Here is a 22,565-nt window from a genome sequence, read left to right as displayed (position 1 = left end):
CTGACCGTGCTTTCAATCCTGGTGTGCCCAAGCAGAATTTGGCCCGCACGAAGGTTTCCAGTTGCCTTGTAGATGATCGGCGCCTTGGTTCGCCGCAGAGAATGGGTCCCATAGCCTTCGCCGGATAGGCCCGATCCGGGTCACCCATTCATCGGCAGGGTGAGCATACGGCCTGGTGCTAAGTGGGCTGGGTGATCGGTGCGGCTAGGAAAAGCAAAGTCCTCCAAGGATCCTCCTCGGAGTTCGAGCCATTTGAGAAGGCTGGCGCGAGCATCGGTCATCACCTCGAACTGAACCGGCCAGCCGTTCTTCTGCTGTACGACCGTTGCCCGTGTTCGAATTTCCGATCGCAAACGATACACTTATTCTGATCTGCATCAGATCGTATCCGCGAAGCTTTCTGTCGAGGGCGAGGTCAAAACGAGCAGGTTGCGGACCCGCCCATGCTGGTCGAGAAAGAAGCGAATTGCCAATATCTGACAGGATTTGAGCGCCCGGGTTGCTTCAACCTCGCGTCCGGCGTTCCAAGGTACCCGCTCGCGAGCGGCGGGATCAAACTCTGATTATCCCATGACACATCTACCTGTGGCCCTGACGGCCACAGGTAGAGCGCTTCAGCGCAGGCCGCCCTTTCTGGATGCCGAGCACCTGATTTTCGATCTTAACGCTCTGGTGGTCTGCTTTTTCGGCAGATGTAAACCAGCCTCAGCTATCGCCTTGCCCCCGGTCATCTAGCTGCGCTCGGGTGGAAGCACGTCATTCAATCGCTGATCGCCAGCTGGAAGAACTGCTTCCCGCAAGACAAGAATTCCTGTGGTGAGTTGAAATTTTCCTGCGATATCTGTGGCGCTTGTCGAGACGACAGCGTCAGACATTCCTCCCTTCAGCTTAACTGGACAGCAGGCTCCAAGCCGGAGTCCTGGTGCGTGCAAAAGGAAAGCCATGTCTTTTTCCGTCGTCGCGGCTCGCCGCGCCGGGCGCTGGTCGGCGCCCGTCACATACAGGCAATCGCCCGCGCGCTCCAGCTTGGGCATTATGCACGGCGATTTCGCCGTGAAATCGATCCGGCAATCGCGGTTGCTGATCGGAGCGGCCGTCTCGGCTCTGCTATTCACGCCCCCAGTCGAGGCAAATGCTGACGCCATCGACGAGCGGACTTGGACTCCTGAGGGAACCGCGGAAACGCTACCCCCAACGGACGATGCGCCGGGGCAGGACATCGTTGTCACCGGCATTCGCAGCGGAATCGAACAGGCCGTTCGCATCAAGCGCAATGCCGACAGTATCGTCGACGTCATCAGCTCGGAAGACATCGGTCGCTACCCGGACGTGAACGTCGCGGAATCGGTCCAGCGTATCAGCGGCGTGCAGATCAACCGCACGCGCGGCGAAGGGCGCAGCGTGAACATCCGCGGCCTGCCGGACACATTTACACTGGTCACGCTCAACGGCCGCAGCGTGCCGAATGCGCTCAACGATCTGTTCGCGGGCTTCTCGCGGTCCTTCGACTTCTCGGCCCTGCCACCCGAATTCGTGCGCACACTGGAAGTCTACAAGTCTCCGACTGCCGATCTGGAGGACGGCGGCCTTTCCGGCACCGTCAATGTCCGCACGCCGCGCGCGCTGGATGTCGGTCGCCGCGTGCTCACGCTCTCGGCGCAGGCGGAGCACGAGAGCAACTCCGGTAAGGCATCTCCGCGCGTTTCGGGACTGTTCGCTGACAGCTTCCTGGACGGCAGGCTCGGGATCACGCTCGGCGGGTCCTATACCGAGCGTCGACCCCAGACCCATCAGGTCGAGACCGGCTGGAACACCGTGACCGAAGCGCAGGGCGTGCCGCTCGGCGGGGGCGCGGACGATCTGAACGGTGACGGCCGGATCGATCCAGGCCTACTCGTGCGCATTCCCGGCCTCATTATCCACGATATGTTCACCGAGCGGAACCGACGCCTGAGCGGCATCGCCTCGGTACAGTTCCGGCCTACCGACCAGCTCGAACTCTATGCCGACGTTTTCTACACCCGGGTCAAGGTCGAGGCGGTGCGGCAGGAAAACTGGCAAAACTTCGCGGGATCGGGCGGGGTCATCGCCTCGAAAACGCAGGTTCTGGACGGCGTGGAAACGGCAACCGACTTCACGGTCAGCAATATCGATCTACGCGATGGTGGACGTTACCAGGATCGCAATGGCTATATCCGCTCCCTCGTCTTCGGCGGCAAGTTTGAGAGCGAGGGCTGGACCGTGATCCTCGACGGCTCCGAGCAGCGCTCCCGCCAGGTTCGCAACACCCTCAACATTGCCGACAGCATCACCGGCACCGTCCGCGTCGTTGCCAATCCCGGAGATTCGATCCCAAGCATCACCTATCTCGACGGCTTCGATACGCGTAAACTCGACGCAAACAACTTCCGACTGCTCAGCCTGAACGGTGAACTCGATCGCGTTACCAGCGACCGGCTTCGGGATGTGAAACTTGATGTACGCCGCGATCTTGGTGACCTCGGCGTGACGTCGCTGCGAGCGGGCGTGAAATACAGCGACCGCGCCGTCTATGCCGACAACAAGACTCTGACGATCACCGCTGCCGGCGTGTCCCAGCTCTATGGCGGCCTTCCGGCAGGACCGCTGGCAGGCTCCTTCAGCGCAGCTCCCTTTATGATCCCGATCCGTGCAGGTTCGGGCTCGTTCCTGGGAAGCTACGACGGCGACGCTTCGTTTCCGCGCTACTGGCTGGGCTCCGATGCCAGAAGCTTCGTGAAGAATTTCAGCAAGGAACAGCTGATCGCAGCTGGCAACTACACAAACGACGCTACCGGGATTCTCGACGTCAAGGAAAAGACGCTTGCTCTTTACGGGCGGGCAGATTTGGCTTTCGGCAAGTTGACCGGCAACATTGGCCTGCGCGCGGTCCGGACCAGCCAGACCACGTCCGGAGTCAGCCCCGATCTCAACGGCATCACCGTTGAGGTGGAAACAGGCATGACCACGCGTGTTCCCGCCGCGGCACCGCTGGTCGTAAAGCGTTCCTATTGGGATTTCCTGCCCAGCTTGAACCTGAAGTACGAGGTGACGGACAAACTGCAACTGCGTTTCTCCGCCTCCCGCACGATCACACGCCCCAACCTTGCCGACATTTCTCCCACCACGACGGCTAATGGCAACGGCCTGACCGTTACCCGCAACAATCCCTATCTCGATCCTTTCAGGGCGAACAATGTCGATGCCACGGTGGAATACTACTTCGGGCAGGATGCGCTGGTCGGCGCTTCCATCTTCTACAAGAACCTCGAAAGCCTGATTCGTCGCGAAATCAGCATTCAGTCGCTCCCTGTCTCCTACATTCGCACGACGGGTACGACGACGATCCAGACGGATTTCACCGTGAGCCAGCTTGTCAACGGATCGGGCGTCGACCTGAAGGGCGTCGAACTCTACTTCCAGCAGGCCTTCACCTGGTTGCCCGGTCCCCTGGACGGCCTGGGGGTGATCGCCAACTACACTTTCATCGACAACAGCGATCCCACGCAGCTTACGGCCGCATCGAAGCACAACTACAATCTGATCGGCTACTACGAGAAAGGGCCCGTGGCAGCGCGCCTTTCCTATTCCTGGCGCAGCAAGTATCTCGCCTTGGCCGCCGTGGCGCCGGCCATGGGACGGATCAACCGGGCGTTCGGCACTCTCGATGCGAGCGTCAGTTTCCGAGTGACCCCGCAGGCGTCGATCGTGTTCGAAGCGGTGAACCTGCTCGATCGCGACGAGATCGTGGAATACACCACGGGACTGCCCGCGAACTACCTCGATTCCGGACGGCGCCTTTTTGGCGGCGTCCGCATGACTTTCTAAGGGAGACACGACATGGCTGACAGCTTCGATCGCCGCGGCATATTACTGGGAGGGACCGGGGGGGCGTTCGGGCTTTACTCCTGGGCAGCAGGTGCCAAGACGGCGAGCCTGCCCGTCGCTGCGCAAGATCTTCGTCTGCAACGCCGTCCCGGGGTGAAGCCGAAGAACATCCTGTTCGTCCTGACCGACGATCATCGTTACGATGCGATGGGCTTCATGAAGGCTCAGGATTTTGGCGAAACGCCGACGCTCGACCGCTTGGCGCGCGAAGGTAGCCATTTCCGCAACGCCTTCGTGACGACAGCGCTGTGTTCGCCTTCGCGCGCCTCGATCCTGACCGGACTCTATGCCCACCAGCACAAGGTCGTTGACAACAACCACCCGATCCCGCCGGACCTGATCTTCTACCCGCAGTTCCTGCAGAAGGCCGGCTACGATACGGCCTTCATCGGCAAGTGGCACATGGGCACAGAAGGTGACGCCCCCCAGCCGGGTTTCGATCACTGGGTGAGCTTCAAGGGGCAGGGGACCTACCTGCCCAGCGAGAACGGCCTGAATGTAGATGGCCGCAAGGTGCCGCAAAAGGGCTACATCACCGACGAGTTGACCGACTACGCGATCGACTGGATCGACAAGCGCGATCCATCCAAGCCCTGGATGATGCACCTCGCGCATAAGGCGGTCCACGCGGAGTTCCTGCCCGCCGAACGGCACAAGGGGCGTTATGACAAGGAAGTGTTCCGCTATCCCGAGAACATGAAGGCGGGTGTGCCAGGACGACCGATGTGGGTCGAAAACCAGCGCAACAGCTGGCACGGGGTGGACTATGCCTATCATGGCAACCTCGACATCGCCGACTACTACAAGCGCTACATGGAAACGCTGCTGGCCGTTGATGAAGGCTTGGCGCGCATCATGGACTTGCTCGAGGAGCGCCGCGAACTGGACGATACACTGATCATCTACATGGGCGACAACGGCTTCATGTTCGGCGAGCATGGTTTGATCGACAAGCGCACCGCCTACGAAGAATCAATGCGGGTTCCCTTGCTCGCACGATGCCCTTCCCTGTTTGACGCGGGAACCACGCTCGAGAACGTCGTGGCGAATATCGATATCGCACCGACCATCCTGGCAGCAGCGGGCCTGGAGGCGCCGAGCTACATGGCGGGATCCAACATGCTGCCGCTAGCGCGTGACAAGCAAGCGCCCTGGCGCCAGGAATTGCTCTACGAATACTATTGGGAGCGGAATTTCCCGCAGACGCCGACGGTGCATGCCATTCGCGAGGACCGCTACAAATACGTCCACTTCCACGGCATCTGGGATCTGGACGAACTCTACGACCTGTCCAATGATCCCGCCGAGAACAACAACCTCCTCGCCCAACCGGGACATGAAGCGCTGGTCGAACGGTTGAGCGGCAAGCTCTTTGCGCTCCTGGAGGAAACCGACGGAATGCAGATACCGCTCAGCGTCGATGCTGGAGGGCGTAACGAACTGCGTAGTCCTTCGGGCGCCGGACAGGCACCATTCCCGCCCTCGTTCTTTGTGCCGCAGAAGAAGCGTGGAGCTTGAAGAAAGTCTGAAGCAATAGACTACCTGCCATCTCTGCGCCGAGATCCTCAGCTATTGCTGCCAGGATCCGACCGTCGGCCAGTTGATGGCAGGTTTCCTTTCGTGATTCCTGATTTTCGAACGCACGCAAGCACTAACGCGGACACTGCCGTGCGCAGGCGTAACGCGGCGGTCGGTTTGGGACCGCCAGTACCCGCATGCGGGAGATCCTTCGTCGGTATTGGCTTAAGGCCCTACGTCGGATCCCGAAGTGCGCAGGCGGTAGGCGTGGCCGGACGAAAAGCCCAGCGCCGTCGCTACGGGGTCGTTCCAACTATACGGGTCCGCGCGGATGACGGGCTCGCCGTCCTCGCCGAGCACCACCGTCTGGTAAAGCAGCCTGACCGGAATCTCGTGCGGTAGCTTGACGAACGTCTCTTTGCCGGTCGCACGTGCCCGGTGCCATTCACCGAGAATGCCCTCGTCCTTCGCAAGCATCTCGGCAAATCCCAACGCATCTTCTACCCGTACGCAGCCGTGACTGCGCTGACGCTGGATTTTCTGGAACAGCTGCTTGGCGGGCGTGTCGTGCAGGTAGATCTGGTGCTCGTTCTTCATGTCGAACTTTACGAGTCCCAACGAGTTCTTTGGGCCGGGCTGCTGGACAACCCACCCGTCCTTCCAAGCCATGTTGTTGCGGCGAAGGTAAGCGTTGCCCTTACCTGCGATCTCCTTGGTCTGGATCGAGCGCGGCACTGTCCACGTCGGGTTCGCGACGAGGCGATAGATCGGCGATCCCAACTGCGGTGTCTCGTTGTCAGGCTCGCCGACGACCACCTTGCGACTGTCGGCGACCTTGCCGTCGCGCCAGTAGAGCAGCCGTCCAGCGGCGACGTTGACATCGATGCGCGTAGGGGCGGGATTGCGGTCGAGCCAGCGAAGCCGTTCCATCGCCACGGCCATCGTCCGCGCCCGGTCCGCATTCGACATGTTGAGAATTTCGAGAGCGTCGGCGCCGATGACGCCATCCGGCTTGATCCCGTAGTCGGCCTGCATGCGCTGCACCGCGCGGACCATTGCTGGGCTGTAGCTGCCACCCTGCTCAGCAGATCGATCGAGATAGTCGGAGGCGACCAACTGGCGCGCGATCGCGGGAACCCGGGTGTCGGCAGCGCCAGGCTTCAGCGGCTCGCCCTTATCGGGGATCGCGGAAGCGGGCGCATTGCCCTGTTTACGCAGCGCGAGATAGGACTTCGACAGCGCGCGGTAGCCGTCGTCCTGCGGAGCCAGCCCATCTAGCCATTTATCCAGGTTCCCATCTTTGAGAGCTGCGCCCAGACCATTCAGCAGGTTCGGATTGGGGCGGGCGATGGTATAGACCTCATAGAGCTTGGCCGGATCCGACACCCCTCGGGCCAGAGCCGAGGCGTAAAGCAACGCACTTTGGGTCAGGGCGCGGTCGCCTTCGGCATTGCCCGGCTGACCATCCACAGCGAACTGCACCCGGTCCAGACCATGCGCAGCGCGGCGGCCGATTGCGTCGCGCAACTGGCGGACCGCCCCGTCGCTCCAGTGCACCTGGTCCATGTTGATCGGCGGCGCTTCGTTGGTCTGGGATGTATTGTCGGGCTTCGAATGGCACCCGGGCAGCGCGACCGTCAGGGCCAGCAACGAGCAAGCGATCACACTTCTATGCACACGGATCTCCTGGTAAGACCCGTATGATAACTAATGGAAATCTCGTAGGTTTCATGCTGCCCTAGGCGCGGGCAGCAAAGACCATCCGCCCTTCACCGAGGAAACTGAACACATCGCTGAGCTTATTTTCGCCCACCGCGAAGCACCCCTGACTGCGTCCCAGCTTGCCATGGACGGGGATCATCTCGTCGTTCGCATACCAAGCGCTATGGATTACGATGGCGCGGCTGAGCGCATTGTTGTTGGTCGGGTCGAGCCCCACCAGACGCTGCGACCGACCGTGCTTGCCGGTATAGTAATCGCCCGTCAGAAAGGCGCCCTCACTCGAGGCATTGGAGCCCAAGGCGTTGGAGAACCGCTCGAGGAACCCGGTATGACCTGGGTCGGAGCCAGAGCCGTGCGCGACCAGTAGGCGCGAAGCCTTGCCGCTCACCACATCTAGGAAGTGCAGCCGGGGATCGGAAGATGGCGCGGTGAAATCGACGATGGCCATCCGGTCGCGCGCCTTGACCGAAACGGAGTGTTGGTCGAGCGCGGCGAGAGCCCGGCGCAGAAGCTTCGGCTCCACAGAAAAGCGCGCTGCATCCAACGCCGTCTGCGGCATGCCCGCGGCATTGCGGGCGGTAGCGGGAACTGCGGTCGGGCGGCCCGGGTGTGAAGATCTTAAAAACGGCCTGGTGGCCGGCCCGGAAAGCGCGGCGAGAGCGATTCCCGCACTTGAAATCATTACGGCGCGCCGGTCGGGTCGGAAATTGAGCTTAGGCATGCCTTTTATAATGGGCATATGAATCTGTATTTAAATAGTTTCTGCGCGTTCTTGTTGGAGCACTTCTGCACTTAAGCGGTGAACTGCTCTAAAGTTGCGGCCGGATGTTCAAAATGCTGCGCTGGGAGTGGAACAAATCTTCTGACGGTCAACCTCGAATACGCTTTGCGTAGGTCCACTATCCCGTCACAAGATCCCAAAGATCTCTCGCGGTGCGAACCGTGACAGAGCTTTGATAGAAGGTAAACCTTTGACAGCAAGAGGGCGATTTTCACCCTGCGGCAATGTTAGCGCCTGAAACTAGGGGTGCGAAGCCTTGCCGGCGTTATTCTGTTCCGCCACGTCTTGCTGAGCGCCCTCCGCCGCACCCTCTTTCGCTGCGTCGGCAACCGAATTTTCGAACATCCGTTTGAGGACCCAGCCTACCGCGAAGGTAACTGACGCTGTCACCACCGCGCGAACTGCAGTTTCTTTCAGTGATCGAACGAACTGCTTACGCTGCTGCCGACCCGATTGGCCGGCGACTAGGTCTGCTAGTTTCTCGCGGTTTCGCATGGAAAATCCCCTAAATTATTAGATGATCACCGCATAACGCCCGACTTCAGCTCTGGATGCACCGGACGTTTGAAGCCGTAGCTGGGCGTGAGCAAACTGGTTCCGACCGGGATTGCGACTGACATCTGCGTTCTGGTTATCGCCGCAGACGCTCAAATGCGCGATTACGACCCGTGGGTGCCGAACGATGCTCTCGCTGCGGAAAAGCGATAAACGGGGACAATGGGCCCTTGAAATTATGGCGCAGAGCAGGGGGGCAGATACGGCCGCCTCATGACAGCAATGCTCCGACCAATGGCTCGCCAGCCTGATCTGGTAGACGCGGGGCTGCCGAACACAATTGTTTCTCGGGCGTTTCAATTCAAGGCGAAATCCGGTGAGAGGCGTTTGATGCGACTGCTGAAAGATAATGGACTTACGATCGCCCTCATGGCGCTTTTCGCCTTTTGCATTCTCGGCCAGTGGATCTCGGGGTGGTATGTGGAACTGGAGGATGCCCGGCGCCATGCCCAACCCGAGCTGACACTCTTTGCCTATGCCGTCAGCCCTCAATTCCAGTCCTCGGTGTTCGAGAATTGGGAAAGCGAGTTCCTGCAGATGGCGGCCTACGTCCTGCTCACAGCCTTCCTGGTCCAGCGTGGATCGGCAGAATCCAAGGATCCGGATGCTCCGCCCCGAGACAATGATTTTGACCAGCAGGCCCATGAAGACGGCGCGCCGTCTATCTTGCGCAAAGGTTCGCCATGGCGCGCACTTTACGCTCGCTCGCTTGGCCTGACCTTGATCCTCCTGTTCGTCGCCTCATTCGCAATGCATTGGATCAATAGCGCGCACGCCTCGGCGCAGGAGGCCTTGGAACATGGCGAAACGCCTAAGACCGTGCTTGCGTACCTGGGTGATGCGCAGCTGTGGTTTGAATCGTTCCAGAACTGGCAGAGCGAGTTTCTTTCGACGGCAGTGCTGGTGGTTCTCTCGATATTTCTGCGTCAGCCAGGATCCCCTGAATCAAAGCCGGTAGCAGCGCCAAACTCGCAGACTGGAGATTAAATAATCGAACGAACGGGGAGATGAATGAACAGCATCTGACGCCCCTTCGGATGCAAGCAGTAAATCGGGCATGTGGGCACGTCGTGATATGCTGTCACCTGTCCGGTCTCGATAAGCTGCGCCATATGCCGCCGGCCAGCGTGGGAGTTCGCGGACCGGATCCATTACAGCGTTGCGCGCTTGGCAAGAGCTCCCCCATTCCCTGGGGTTCCCAGCCCCGTCGGGCGAGAGCCTGGCAAGCGTCTCGCGCAATCGTGGATGGGCTATGCCCGATCCAAGAAAGGTCAAACGCGATGCCTGCACTCGCCGGAAGCGAGGCCGGAATAAGCGGTTTGAGCCAGCACTCCGAGTAGGCACGGAGAGCTGATTTCAAGCTCGGCATCGGGCGGCAGCACATCGCCGAGCTGAAAGGCTGCCCGCTGCGACGATGCGAGCACGTCGCCGTAGGAGAACGTTCGGTCCATACGATTGCCTTCCGGTAATGGGCCGCGCCTGCGGTCAGGCCAGTGCGATCGGGCCCACGGCCGTGCTGATGGCGAAGCTGGACGTCAGCGCTGCGAGCACCGCGAGGGCGAAGCAATGTGCGAATGCATGGAGAGACTTGTTCATGAGTATGTGCCTTTCACTCTAAACCCGCCGCCCTTGATTGGGCCGGTGGGATCCTTGTGGGCCCCCTGCATGGGAACCAGCGTGGAAGGCGGCGTGGAAATTGGCGTTTGAAGGCGCATCTGGTAATTTACCACGGCAAGGTAGCGCCGGTGGGGCGATCGGAAGCGCGAGCGATGGAGGGTGGATGAAGGCTCGGATTGCCCTTGATCTTGTCGGCCCCTTGGCGCTCAGGCGCGACGGGCAAACGGTATCGCTTCCTTCTTCACGCAAGACGCGGGCTTTGCTGGCGTATCTGGCCATCGCCAAAAGGCCGGTGCGCCGCGAACACTTGTGTTCGCTGCTGTGGGAGGTTCCCGACGATCCTCGAGGTGCGCTGCGTTGGAGCCTCTCCAAGCTGCGTCCGCTGGTAGACGATGTCCATCGTGTCCGGCTGATCGCGGAAGGGGAGAACGTGTCGCTGGACGGCTCCGATATCGAAGGGGATTGGTTCCGCCTGCGCGATTTGGCCGGCGCAAATGTCTGCACGATCAAGGCCGAGTTGCTGGAGGCCTGTGTCCTGCAAGAAGGAGAATTTCTTGAAGGCGCCGAAATCCGCGCCAGTGAGGCGTTCCAGGCGTGGCTTGTGGCGATGCGCGAGGATACCCGGCGCTGGCAGGTGACGATCCTGCGCGAACTGGTCGGCCGGTTTGCGGAGCAGGACGAGAAGCGTGCGCAGGCCCTCTCGCTCGCGCGGCGCTGGTGCGAGCTTGATCCTTACGACGCGATTGCCCGTACAGCCATGATCGACCTGCTGCGTTCAAGCGGGCGCGTGCAAGAGGCTGAGCAGCAACGCGGGGCGGCGGTGAGAGCGCTCGAAGCGGCCGAGATCGCCATTCCCAACGGGCTTCGCGGCCCGATCGGACCGGCGGCCGGAACGGCTGCGGTCGCGCGCAGCGAAGAGCTTTATCAGCAGGTGCGTTTTTGCACGGCGAGGGATGGCACCGGCCTTGCCTATTCGAGCGTCGGCAGCGGCCCCCCTCTTGTGAAGACGGCCAACTGGCTCAACCATCTCGAGCACGATTTCGACAGTCCGGTGTGGAGCCACTGGATACGGAATCTAGCACAATATCGCACCTTGTTCCGCTACGACGAACGGGGCAACGGACTGTCCGACTGGAATGTCCGCGATATCGGCTTTGAGGCATTCGTCGACGATCTTTCCAGCGTGGTGGATGCGGCCGGGTTGGAGCGCTTCGACCTGTTCGGGGTCTCGCAAGGGTGCAGCGTGGCGATCGCCTATGCGGTCCGCAACCCGGAGCGGGTTCGCAAGCTGGTACTCTACGGAGGCTATTCGCTGGGATGGGAATTGCGCGACACGCCGGAAGAGGTAGCGATGCGCCGGGCCATGATCACCTTGACCGGAACGGGTTGGGGCCGGAACAATGCCGCGTTTCGACAAATGTTCACTTCGCTATTCTTTCCCGACATGCCGCCGCCGGCTGCAGATTGGTTCAACGAACTGCAGAGGATTTCCGCCTCGCCCGAGAATGCCGTGCGGCTTCAAGAGGCATTCGGCAAGATCGATGTTCGAGATCTGGTGCCCAAAGTCTCAAGACCCACGCTGGTGCTCCATGCGGACAAAGATGCGGTCATTCCGTTTTCCTCGGGAAGAGGATTAGCCGCGGCGATTCCGGATTCCCAATTTGTGCAACTCGATACTCGAAACCACTTGGTTCTGGAGGAAGAACACGCTTGGCCGCGCGCGGCTGCTGCGATCAGGGCCTTCTTGGAAGCTGATGCCTAGACAGATAAGGCACTACCGACCCTTCCCAGACGCTCATCGCCAATTTTCTCTTCGCCAGGTGCGGCCTGTTTGCTTTCTCGCTAGCTGCTGCTGTATCATTCAGGCTTGGTCGCACAAATGCTCCAGCTTCATGTCGTCTGCGTCAGGAACCGTTGAAACGCCGCGGCGGTTTCAACGACATTAGCAGTCGTCACACATCGGGCATCGTCTCCGGAAACGTGATGAAAGCGATGGGTACCGAAGACCCCTGCAACGGTTCCATAACCTGCCGCAATAACCTCGCTCAATTCTCCTGCCGACAGGACATCGCTGGCATAAGGGGCTTCTAGCCCGACAAGGCCGGCGAAGGTAGTGCGGGCGAGTGGAAGCAAAGAACGGCTCACGGAAAGATACCGCTGGGGGTCGACGCTGGGGAGGGGTTGGCCGGTCCCGTCGTGCCAGTCCTGCGCCGCGACGTTCGCGCCAAGGTGCAGCCAGAGCTTCGTTACCTCGGGTTTGGGGGCAAGGGCTTTTAGCGATTCCAGCGCGCCAAGATTTTCATACTCGTGTCCGCTGTTGCAGACAAAGGCCAGGTTGTAGTCCTTGATCGCCGCACTCGCCCAGCGGGCCAGCCAAAGCCAGGCCGCAACGCCGGGCCCCCGTTCGCCTGCGCAGCCGTACCAGCCAGAGCGGGGCGTGGAAACGGCAAGCCACTGTGGCTTGCCGCGATCGATACGCCCGATGAAATTAAACGTAGGGCGCTGTCCGCCGGTCCCGGTCATGAATAGCGTTGCGTTTGCACCTGTGTGTGCAGCGTCAAGGAAACCGCGCGCGTCTTCCGGAGCGATCAGGGCGACGGGTCCGGCGAACATGGGCTTGCGACCATCGGCATTGAGGGCGATCACTTTGCCGGTAGGGCCGCTGGTGATGGCGACCACAGCCACAGCCCCGGCGGCGAAGGCGGCCCTGACGGGGGTGATCACCGGCTTGGCGAGCGCCGTGGACCAGCGGCCGAAAGGCAGTTCGACAAGAGCGATCGCCCCTTCAAGGGCGGCGAACGCTCGCCCTTCGGAATCCACCCGCACCAGCCTGCCGGTAATGCCTTCAGCCCTCGTCTGCCTGACGATTGGCTGCGGCCATACCGCGGCCCTCGCCTCGCCGCAGACGAGTTCGCTGCGCTGTGCTTCGAAATAGGGAACCGACAGGCTCTGCCGTTCGATGGCGAAGCCGAGCCTTGCAAGTTCGGACAGCAGCCATTTACCACAAGCGATGTCGCCGCGTCCGCCTGCCTGTTTGCTGCCGAAGCCGATGTATCGCTCAAGATCCGCTGCGACCCTGCTTTCCTGCGACGGGGCCGGCGCAGCGGGAGCCGGTGGCGTGGAAGCGGCAAAGGAAAGTGCAGCGCTTGCCGAAAGAAAGCTTCGCCTGTCGGTCTTGTGCATCATGTCCGTCCTTGGATTACCAGCGATAGCTGACGCTGCCGCCGAAGGTGCGCGGCTTGTTGTAACGAACCGACAGCGGATAACCGGCCTGCTGGAACTTCAGGACCTCCACCTGCTGGTCGGTCAGGTTGCGCACGAAGAATGCGACCTGGACATTAGCCAAATCCAGGCCCGCGCGCGCGTTGAAATTGTCGAAGTCGGACATCGGGATGTAAGGCGTCGCGATCGTCACCGTGTCCTGACCGCCACCGCGCTGCCCCGAATAGCTCAGATTGACGAAGCCCTTGACCTCATCGGTGATCGGCTGCCTGAAATCGGCGCTGGCGGACATCGTCCAGTCAGGGATTTGCGCCACCGTCGAACCTTGCACTGGCAGGCCCGAAAGGCCGGTGGGAACGTCGCTGAAGCGGGCGCGCTGATTGGCCGCGTTGAGACCGATCGTGAGCCGACCGGAGCCGACGTCGAAGCGCCCGTCCAGAGCGACCTCGAAACCGCGCGCATGGATCGTCCCGCCGTTCACGTTGAAGATCTGCTGCGCCGTGCCGCAGGCATTGGTGACGGTGCATCCATCGTTGATACTGGTGATGGCATCCGTGGTTCGCGACAAGTAGGCAGACGCCCGCACGAACACGGTATCGAGGATGCTTGACTTCACCCCGGTCTCGTAGCTCACCGTGTTTTCGTTGTCGTAGGTATCAACGAACGGATTGGGCGCGGCCGCGTTGTACGTGCCGTTGTTGACGGCGCCCGCGCGGTAGCCGGTTCCCACTTTGGCGTAGAGCAGCGTGCGTGAGGCGTCGGGCATCTTGTAGCTGGCCGTGAAGGTCCAGGTGGGCTGGTCGGCCTTGAACGAGAATTCCGTTGGCGTGCCGACAATCCGGTCCGTGTAAAGCGAATAGACCGTCAGCGCAGAGCGCTTGTAGTCATGCGTGAAGCGCCCTTCGCCGGAAAGCGTGACGGGCCCCAGCGAATATTGAAGCGACGCATAGGCCGCGAAAGAGTTCACGCGCTGACGCGTATTGTTGTCGGTGCCGAAGGCGTTCGGAAAGGGTGTGGGGCAGTTGGTCGATGTCGGCAGCGGCTTGATGCATACCGGCTCGGTCGGGGTGCCGGTGCACAGGCTACTGCCGAGGCGAAACACGCAGGGCGACGTTGCTGCCGTACGGCGATACGTGTCGCGCTGGACCAGCCCTTCCGCGCCGACCAGCCATGTTAGCCGCCCTCCGTCCGCCTCGCCCGCCAGATGCAGATCCTGGTAGAAGGTCCGGTCCTTCACGTCGGTGGTGGTCTGGCCGAAGGGATAGATCCCGAGCTGGCCGGACTGCTGCAACGCGATCTCGGTTGCCAGATCGACGGCAGCGGCGAATTGCTGGCTTGAACGCCAGCGCGTTCCCATCGTCGTCGAGGACAGCTTTGCCCATCCCAGATCGTATTCGGCCAGCAGCATCACGCGCTGGACTTTTTGCTGCAGCCCATCCTGGCCGCTGTGCGCAATCGTGAAGCGGGACTGCGTGAACCCTTGCGGCAACTGGGCGTTGACGCCGCCGCCGGGAACGACAAGGCTGTTCACGAAACTCGGCAAATCGAGGTCCTGCGCGTCGATTAGCAATGTGGCGTCCAGCGGCCCGGCCCGATAGCGAATCTGGCCGCGCGCCGTCCAGCCGCTGGTACGGTCGTAATATTTGCGATTGGTGGGATCGTAGTAGAAGCCCTTCGACTGGCCGTACGTCTCCGCGCCGATGCGTACCGCGATATCGTCGCTCAGGCGCTGGTTGACCACGGCAGCCAGACGGTTCTGGTTCGTTTCCGCCGTGAACGTGTCGCGGACATAACCGGAGTTTTCGAACCGCGGTTTGGCCAGCACGATATTGACGACGCCGAACTCCGAGTTGCGTCCGTAAAGGCCTCCCTGCGGACCTTGAAGCACCTCCAATCGTTCAAGGTCGAAGTAATCGAGCGTCTTGAAATTGCGGCCGCCTAGCGTGCTGCTGCCGACATAGGCGCCGTTGACGAACAGCCCAACGCCTGAATCGGCACTGGTCGCACGCTGTGTGCCCGATCCACGGATCGAGAGTTCGGCAAGGTTTTCCGCGGCCACATCGTTGAACCGGACCCCGGGCGTCGTGTTCAGCAGATCGGCGGTTCCGACAATCGGGCCTTTGGCATCGAGCTGCTCAGCCGTGACCGCCGCGATGGTCCCGGGAACGTCCTTGATGCTTTCCTCTCTCCTTCGCGCCGTGACGGTGATGTCATTTTCGCCGCGTTGCGCCTGTGCCGTATCGGGAGCGCTCGCGGCGGTTTCCGCGAAGGCGGGCGTCGCTGCCAGCAGCGCCAATCCTGTGGTCGTGACGAGCAAATTCCCCATTAAATCCTGTCCACCCTGCATTCTCTACCAAATCAGTTGACTAATGGCGTCATCCGCATATCGAGGGACAATGTCAAATATATTGTACGACAATTTTTGGTTGTGGTCTGGACAATCAAACTTGCGGCGCTTTACGAGCGGCCATAAACTCGCGCTTCATTCGGCGATCGCTGAGGCATGTCGCAGGAAGGGAAACGCTTGGAATTAGATGCCGCCAAACCGGATTCCGGGCTTACCGCCGGCGATGTGACGCAGGCGCTGCGGCTGCGCATTCAACGTAGCGAGATTACGCCGGGAGAATGGATTCGAGAGGCGAAGCTTTGCGCCGAATTCGGCATCGGTCGTTCGGTGGCGCGCCGGGCTCTGCGCACGCTCGCAGATGACGGATTGATCGAACTGGAGGAAAATCGCGGGGCTCGGGTAGCGGAAACCACCGTCGAGGAAGTCTTCGATCTCTATGAAGTGAGGGCCGCGCTTTATGGGCTTGCCGCGCGTTTCGCCTGCCTGCGAGCCTCGGATACAGCGATCGCGCAGATGCTGGCCAAGATCGATAGCCTTCTCATGGCCGCCGATCAGGGCGCGGCAGCGGAAGAGATCATGGACATCAGCGAAGCGATCTTCACTGACATGACGGCCAACGCCAGCGCGGATGCACAGCGCATGATCGAATCCATTCGCCGCAAGACGCGGTGGCATTTTTCCTACGTGGCATTGGCCATCAACGCGAATGGAAGCGGTCCGTACAGTTTTTGGCATGACATTCGTGCCGCGCTTTTGACCCGTGATGCCGAGAAAGCGGCTCAAGGCGCGCGTGGGCTCATCAATTTCATGCAGGACGCGGTGTCCCGTATCCTGCTTGCTCGCGGGTTCGGCCGAACTGCGGTATCCACCACGAGAAAGTGACGATGTTTAAGTGCAAGATGACGATAGGCCTGTTTTTCGTCGGTCTGCTCTGTGCGGGCGGCCTCGTGCATGCCCGGGCCCCGCAACCGGCCACTCAGGACAAAACGGAGCACGGCATGTCAGGCTCGATGCATGAACTCATTAACTATCTGGAGAGTCAGCACACGACCGGGTTCCTTCTGATCCAGGACGGACATGTTCTCGTCGAGCAAAACTGGCCCGCGCCGGAAAGGGATAAGGTTTTTGCATCCTTCGTCTACGAACGAACGAAAGAGGGAAGTCTTCTGGAAGACGTTGCCTCGGCGCAGAAGAGCTTCGTGTCGGTGCTGGTCGCGATCGCCGTCGACAAGGGCCTGATCGATGTCGAAAAGCCGGTCTCGGCTTATCTGGGGACGGGGTGGTCCAGAGCCGCCCCCGATCAGGAAGCGCGCATCCGCGTGCTGGACGTTCTCACCATGAGTTCGGGGTTGGACGAAGGGTTCGCCTATGTCGCGCCTGCGGGGAGGCAGTTCTTCTACAATACCCCTGTCTACGCCGTCACGAAGCGGATATTGACGTCAGCCTCCGGGCAGCCCCTCGACGCCATTACGAAAGATTGGCTGACGGTGCCGACCGGGATGGAGGATACCGAATGGCGCCAACGTCCAGGTGCGCTTGCGGGTGTCGGGAATGCCACGGGCCTCGTCACATCGCCGCGCGACCTCGCGGCACTCGGGACCATGATCCTCAAGGGCGGCATTGGCGCCGATGGCCGGCGCGTCGTGTCGCAGGCCGGGCTCAACGCGATGTTCATGCCGTCTGGCGCCAATCCGGCCTATGGACGGCTGTGGTGGCTCAACGGCAGCGCATTCACAGTCCGAGCTTCTGGCCGGAAAGATGGGCCTTTGATAGGCGCTGCACCGGCGGACATGGTCGCTGCATTCGGGGCGTTGGACCGCCGACTTTATATCATTCCCAGCAAAAAGCTGATAGTCGTGCGTACGGGCGCAGCGGCCAGCGACACAAATTTTGACGATGAGGTTTGGCGGCGCGTCGCAGCTCTGCTTGGCTCATGAGATTTCGCAGACGACCCTTATCGGCCGCTCAGCCGTTATTTTTCGATCTCTCGGTGGGACGGTCCGCCAAGTGTCGACCAGATCCTGTCGCACACACAACAGCGCCGACGACCATCGGGTCCTTACTGAAATCACCATTTCTCGATCGGGGTAACGGTGAGATCGACTAATAAACGAATAGACTGTGGTGGCAGGATGACTGGAATGAAAAAGCGAGACTGAGCTCTACCGGGCACCATGGTCCGGGCCTTAAATGGTACCGGTTCCGTGGGCCGTCATGGGCGCGACGACTAGCCTGTCCAGCATGTCCGCTACCACCGCTATCGGGGTCGCGGGTTGTTCAAGTAACCACCAGTCGCACAGTTCAATCGTGGCGGCCACAGCGACGCGCAGGGCGAGGTGCTGGGGGAGCCAGTCAGGCGAAATGTCAGGCAGTGCGGCCAAGCGGTCCACGATGCTGCCTGCCAGTTCAACGCGCATGGCCTCGCCCGCACCGGCCATCAGGGCGGTTACCTCGGCGCGACGGCGGTCTATCTCCTGGATCAGCGCCAGCGCTGCCGGCCCTGCCTGGCCATCGAGCAGGGCGGGCAGCATCTTTTGCGCCAAGTCGTTAGCCAGTTCTCCTACCGCATCCACCAAAAGGGCGCGAACGTCGGCATAGTGTCGGAAGAAGGTGGAATAGCCAATTCCCGCTGTTTCGCTGACCATCGCCCCGGTGACCTCGGCAAGCGGGAAATCGCGCAGCAATTTGATGAGAGCGCCTTGCATGGCCGCGCGCGACCGCACTGCGCGGGCGTCTTGTCGCTTAGGGCTGGTTGCAACCTGCATGATCGATCCTACGTTATGACGAGTTACTTGTCATATATGGAGACGAAAGATGCCAAGTGCTTTCTGTCCGGTCCATAATAATTTGCAAGCCGACGCGGATCGGCGCCGCTCAATTCCTGGAGGTAGCGCGCTTGCCGTAACCGCGGCAAATCAGGTGACCGGGTTCAATGCCGTTCGACAGGTCCTGCGGGAGCAAGGGATGCGGCAGGCCGGTTTCAAGGCGGAGTTGATCAAGCGATCCGGCAGCCTTACTCGTCCGCCAATCCTGTTCCTCTCGGGCGAGGCGCACCGTCGCCAGCGCGCAGCCACCGCCCGCTTCTTCGCGCCGCGCGTGGTTGAAGAGCAGCACCGCCCCCTGATCGAAAACCAGGCAGACCGGTTGATAGACCGGCTGAACCAGGATGGCTCCGCGAAGCTCGATGCGATGGCGCTGGATCTGGCGGTGGCCGTCGCTGCCGAAATCGTGGGGCTGACGCAGAGCGACAGGCCTGCCATGGCACGCAGGCTCGATGCTTTCTTTTCGGTCGGCGCGGCCACGCGCGAGGGGTGGCTGGCCCGCTTGTCCGCCTTCCTGCAAGGCCAGTGGCACATGCTGCACTTCCACTTCGCCGATGTGCGCCCTGCAATTGCCGCCCGTCGCATGGCCCCGCGCCAGGACGTGATCTCCCACCTCATCGCGGAAGGTTATTGCGACCGCGACATTTTGGTCGAGTGCTTTACTTACGGGGCGGCGGGCATGGTCACCACCCGGGAGTTCATCACCATGGCCGGCTGGCATCTGCTGGACGATGCCGCATTGCGTGCGCGCTTTCTGGCAGTTGATCGCCAGGAACGCCTGGGCATTCTGGAGGAAATCCTGCGCTTAGAGCCGGTGGTAGGCTACCTTTATCGCAGCCCGGTGGAGGATGGCCCTCCGTTGGAGCTCGACATACGTTCTGCCAATGCCGATCCCGGAGCAGTCGGGGCCTGCCCGTTCAACCTCGACCCTGACCGCCAGCGCGCCGATCGCGTCGGCGGTGCGGGAATGTCCTTTGGCGACGGCGAGCATCGCTGCCCCGGCGCTGGCGTGGCGCTGGCCGAGGCGGAAATCTTTCTGAGGCGGCTGCTGTCCGTTCCCGGCATCAAACTGGTGCAGGCGCCCACAGTGGGGTGGAACCCGCTGGTTACCGGCTATGAACTGCGCGACTGCCGCATGGCGATCGACAAGGGGGCAGTGTGATGGCACCGCTTGCCGACCTGCTTCGCCCGCCGCCGGGCATGGATTTCAATTTCACCCGCCCGGCCGGGGAACCCGCGCTGGCACCAAAGGACGGCGTAGCCTGGAAAGTCTTCGCCAACCCGGTTTCGCTGTTCATCGGCGGCGTGGCGGCGGTTCTGCTCGAACTAGCAGAGCCTTCCGTGCGGGCGGGCGTGTGGGACCACTCCAGCTTTCGGCGCGATCCCGCCATGCGCCTGCGCCGGACCGGGTTCGCCGCGATGATGACGATTTACGGCCCGCAGTCCCAAGCCCGAGAGATGATCGCGCAGGTGGTCGCCATGCATGAGCGGGTAAGTGGCACGAATGTGCATGGTGACGCCTACCGCGCCAACAACCCCGAATTGCTGGACTGGGTGCAGGCCACCGCGACTTTCGGCTTCACTGCCGCTTATGATCGCTACGTCCGTCTGCTTTCCGCACGGGAGTGGGACGCCGCGTTTGCCGAGGGCGCTCCGGCAGCGAAGCTTTACGGCGCCCGCGATGCGCCCGTGTCGGCGGCGGGGTGGGAAGCGCTCCTTAGCCGCACCGCCTGGCGTCTCGAACCATCCGATGTGCTGAGCGAATTTCTCGCGATCATGAACGATGCCGCGATCCTTTCCGCTCCACTGCGCCCGCTCCAGAGACTGCTGCTGCGCGCTGCCGTCTCTATCGTGCCCGAACCCGTGCGCAGGTTCGCGCAGCTTCGGGGTCGGGGGCTTCGCCCCGGTGAGGCACTGGCGGTTCGCGCCATGGCCGGCGCTTCGAGCCTCATCCCGCTACCGACGATGCCTGCGGCGCAGGCCCGGCGCCGTCTGACCGCTTGAGGAACCTTCCAAGGAGCATTTTGATGCATCAGCGCAACCACCATCCGCAGCTGTGGCAGGACGTCGATCGCCAAGCCAAGCTTGTGCCCGAAATCTACGGTGGGCTGGACCTGACCTCGATGCCGGAACGTTTCGCATTCGGCGATTCCGGCGATACCATTCCCGGGTTTTCCGCAATGGATGGCCAAGTACGAGCGGACGAACCGCTGGTGGCGATGATGGCAGCTTACACGCTGACCGGCGATCCCGTGGCCGATGCCTATGCCGCGCGCATGGACGAACATGGCTTTCGGCAGCTCGTGCAATGGCTGTGCACCGCCTGCGCGCAAGGGATCGATTCAGTGCCTGAGGCGCCCCCCGAACTGGCCGCGTTCCTTGCAGCGATGGAGGAGCGCCCCGACTGGATCGACCTGGATCTGGTGAACGAAGGGGCCCGGATTGAGCGCAATCACTACGCGCATCTGGTACCCTTTGCGATTCGGGGGGCATTTCTGGCGACGTTCATGAACCGCTATTCGGCGCTGCCGATGGCGCTGACTGGCAATCTCTCGGACGCGCTGGCCGCCAAGCGGGTGAACGAGACAGCCACTTTCTTCACGCTGACGGTGATGCCCAGCGCGCTTGAGCGCCATGGCGCGGCCTTCCACGCCGCGGCGATGGTGCGCCTGATGCATTCCATGGTGCGCGTGAACGTGACGCGCCGCCCGGACAAGTGGGATCCTGAAATCTACGGCGTGCCGATCCCGCAGGTGGATCAAATGCCGGCCGGCCAGATCGGGTCGCTGCTCATCGCTGCCCAGGCGTTGCGTGAAGAGCGCCCTTTCACCAGGCAGGAGCGAGCCCGTATCGAGATCGCGCGCTATCGCTGCTTCCTGCTCGGCCTACCGCGCACGCTGCTGGGCGAGACGCCGGAGGAGATCGTGCGACTGATGGTGGCGCGTCAGGCCACATTACGCCCCGCCTTCGACGACGAAACGTGCGGCGCACTAGTAAGAGGTACGCTGGCCGCTCGGCTCCCGCACGAACCGACGCCGCGCGGTCTTGTCGATAGCCGGCTGGAGCGCAGCTTCGCCAAGGCCTTTTTCATTCGCCATTTCCTCAAGGGAGACGTCGGCCGCGCTGCCGCGTTGGGAATCCGCTATACCGTGCTGGACCGCAAGCTGGCTTTGGCTGCTGCGGTGCGCATCACCACGCAGCTAAGGCTGTTCGATGTCCTGGCCGAAGTGCCGGTGATCCGCGAGGTGGCCGATCGGCATCTGGTTCGTCGGCTGTCCGGCTTGTTGAAGCGCTATGGACATGCCGAGTTCGTAAGCGACGGGAAAACGCTGAGCCACGGATAAGCCTGCCTCTTGACGGCAGGGGCTTGGAAACGCGTGGTTTCATTTTAAGTCAATATGCCGCACGGCGGTGTTACCAAGGGTTGTTCCGGAGGTTGGTCTCGACTCTTGTCCCTTGTTCAGCAGCCAATTTTTCGTTTCTTGGTGCGTCCCGTTCGCTAACCGGCAGTAGGCGACGAGCACCTGTCGCTCTCAGCTCGCTTGTTAAATGACCGGACTATCCCATGCTAAGACAGCCACCACCCCTGTCGCAAACACGACAGCAACGAATATGAACACCCGAGCCAGCGCCGCTGCAGCCGAGGCGAGCGATCGTCAGCGCCGCTCATGTGAATGCCCGGCGCGAGTTCACGGCGATCGGGGTCGAAACGGTCCACGCCCCCAGACCACGCCCGATGCGCCGTAAGCCGACAGGGACCAGCACGATCGCCGCGATCCAACGCGTCTGGTGATCGAAACCAAGCGCGCACAAGGCGCCGCCTGCGGCCAGTGCTGCGCCGCCTGCGACACTTGAGCACACTGCCCCGCCGCCACTGAATAGCCAGCGCTGCGATCGTCCAGTCAAGTATCCGCTCTGCGATCCTGAGGTCCAGCCTGCCCGAAAGAACAAACATACCCAAAAACAGCAGCGGTGCGATTGTCACGAAGAGGAGGATGGCGATCGTCATGCAAAGCCCGTTACCCATGAGGTAGCCGGATCCTGCCACGATCGAATGCCGCAGCCCCGATACATC

Annotated in this window: 16 protein-coding genes; 10 read left to right on the top strand and 6 right to left on the bottom strand. The window is 61.5% G+C overall.

Features of this window, described 5'->3' with window-relative positions; genetic code table 11:
* Positions 1-942 precede the first annotated feature (942 nt).
* Positions 943-3,846 (top strand): TonB-dependent receptor, encoded by a 2,904-nt coding sequence (locus EDF58_RS22195; RefSeq protein ID WP_132269523.1) that lies wholly within the window; start codon positions 943-945, stop codon positions 3,844-3,846.
* A 12-nt stretch (positions 3,847-3,858) separates the two neighbouring features.
* On the top strand, positions 3,859-5,424 hold the full coding sequence (locus tag EDF58_RS22190) for a sulfatase (protein ID WP_132269521.1): 1,566 nt from the start codon (positions 3,859-3,861) through the stop codon (positions 5,422-5,424).
* A gap of 225 nt (positions 5,425-5,649) precedes the next feature.
* Here the strand turns inward: EDF58_RS22190 and EDF58_RS22185 are convergent, their stop codons facing one another.
* A complete protein-coding gene (locus EDF58_RS22185) occupies positions 5,650-7,101 on the bottom strand; it encodes a L,D-transpeptidase family protein (protein ID WP_132269519.1) in 1,452 nt (483 codons plus the stop codon).
* A gap of 61 nt (positions 7,102-7,162) precedes the next feature.
* The gene (locus EDF58_RS22180; protein WP_132269556.1) at positions 7,163-7,828 is read right to left on the bottom strand and encodes a murein L,D-transpeptidase catalytic domain family protein; all 666 of its coding nucleotides are present in this window, start codon (positions 7,826-7,828) and stop codon (positions 7,163-7,165) included.
* Between the two features lie 681 nt (positions 7,829-8,509).
* Here EDF58_RS22180 and EDF58_RS26725 point away from each other — a divergent pair.
* Together EDF58_RS26725 and EDF58_RS22165 are read left to right on the top strand one after the other, a co-directional pair.
* Positions 8,510-8,635 (top strand): isochorismatase family protein, encoded by a 126-nt coding sequence (locus tag EDF58_RS26725; RefSeq protein ID WP_347812903.1) that lies wholly within the window; start codon positions 8,510-8,512, stop codon positions 8,633-8,635.
* An 81-nt stretch (positions 8,636-8,716) separates the two neighbouring features.
* Positions 8,717-9,469 carry a DUF6766 family protein gene (locus tag EDF58_RS22165; RefSeq protein ID WP_243654439.1) on the top strand — a complete coding sequence of 251 codons (753 nt, stop codon included), beginning with the start codon at positions 8,717-8,719 and terminating at the stop codon, positions 9,467-9,469.
* 284 nt (positions 9,470-9,753) lie between these two features.
* Here the strand turns inward: EDF58_RS22165 and EDF58_RS22160 are convergent, their stop codons facing one another.
* Positions 9,754-9,933, bottom strand: a complete 180-nt coding sequence (locus EDF58_RS22160) for a hypothetical protein (protein WP_132269515.1) — start codon at positions 9,931-9,933, stop codon at positions 9,754-9,756.
* Positions 9,934-10,262: 329 nt separating this feature from the next.
* Here EDF58_RS22160 and EDF58_RS22155 point away from each other — a divergent pair, with 329 nt between their 5' ends.
* A complete protein-coding gene (locus EDF58_RS22155) occupies positions 10,263-11,861 on the top strand; it encodes an alpha/beta hydrolase (RefSeq protein WP_132269513.1) in 1,599 nt (532 codons plus the stop codon).
* Positions 11,862-11,989: 128 nt separating this feature from the next.
* Here EDF58_RS22155 and EDF58_RS22150 read toward each other — a convergent pair whose 3' ends face one another.
* Positions 11,990-13,282 carry a hypothetical protein gene (locus EDF58_RS22150; RefSeq protein ID WP_132269512.1) on the bottom strand — a complete coding sequence of 431 codons (1,293 nt, stop codon included), beginning with the start codon at positions 13,280-13,282 and terminating at the stop codon, positions 11,990-11,992.
* A 16-nt stretch (positions 13,283-13,298) separates the two neighbouring features.
* Positions 13,299-15,647 (bottom strand): TonB-dependent receptor, encoded by a 2,349-nt coding sequence (locus EDF58_RS22145; RefSeq protein WP_165921527.1) that lies wholly within the window; start codon positions 15,645-15,647, stop codon positions 13,299-13,301.
* Positions 15,648-15,845: 198 nt separating this feature from the next.
* Between EDF58_RS22145 and EDF58_RS22140 the strand changes: the two genes are divergently transcribed.
* Positions 15,846-16,550, top strand: coding sequence for a GntR family transcriptional regulator (locus tag EDF58_RS22140; RefSeq protein WP_165921526.1), 705 nt, complete (start codon positions 15,846-15,848; stop codon positions 16,548-16,550).
* 2 nt (positions 16,551-16,552) lie between these two features.
* Positions 16,553-17,605 carry a serine hydrolase gene (locus EDF58_RS22135; protein WP_207913103.1) on the top strand — a complete coding sequence of 351 codons (1,053 nt, stop codon included), beginning with the start codon at positions 16,553-16,555 and terminating at the stop codon, positions 17,603-17,605.
* Positions 17,606-17,854: 249 nt separating this feature from the next.
* On the opposite strand, the gene EDF58_RS22130 is transcribed toward EDF58_RS22135, so the two are convergent.
* Positions 17,855-18,433 (bottom strand): hypothetical protein, encoded by a 579-nt coding sequence (locus tag EDF58_RS22130; protein WP_132269505.1) that lies wholly within the window; start codon positions 18,431-18,433, stop codon positions 17,855-17,857.
* Between the two features lie 199 nt (positions 18,434-18,632).
* Between EDF58_RS22130 and EDF58_RS22125 the strand changes: the two genes are divergently transcribed.
* Genes EDF58_RS22125 through EDF58_RS22115 form a run of 3 tightly spaced genes read left to right on the top strand, consistent with a single transcriptional unit; the run spans position 18,633 to position 21,834 of the window.
* Positions 18,633-19,652, top strand: a complete 1,020-nt coding sequence (locus tag EDF58_RS22125; RefSeq protein WP_132269552.1) for a cytochrome P450 — start codon at positions 18,633-18,635, stop codon at positions 19,650-19,652.
* The gene (locus tag EDF58_RS22120; RefSeq protein ID WP_207913101.1) at positions 19,652-20,494 is read left to right on the top strand and encodes an oxygenase MpaB family protein; all 843 of its coding nucleotides are present in this window, start codon (positions 19,652-19,654) and stop codon (positions 20,492-20,494) included. Before EDF58_RS22125 ends, EDF58_RS22120 begins: the two co-directional genes overlap by 1 nt.
* Positions 20,495-20,517: 23 nt before the next feature.
* Positions 20,518-21,834, top strand: coding sequence for an oxygenase MpaB family protein (locus EDF58_RS22115; RefSeq protein ID WP_132269502.1), 1,317 nt, complete (start codon positions 20,518-20,520; stop codon positions 21,832-21,834).
* Positions 21,835-22,565: the final 731 nt, after the last annotated feature.

The organism is Novosphingobium sp. PhB57 (assembly GCF_004342985.1).
In the GTDB taxonomy this organism is placed as follows: Bacteria; Pseudomonadota; Alphaproteobacteria; order Sphingomonadales; family Sphingomonadaceae; genus Novosphingobium.
The sequence above is the reverse complement of the archived record's forward strand: the minus strand, read 5'-3'. Positions and strand labels throughout refer to the sequence as shown.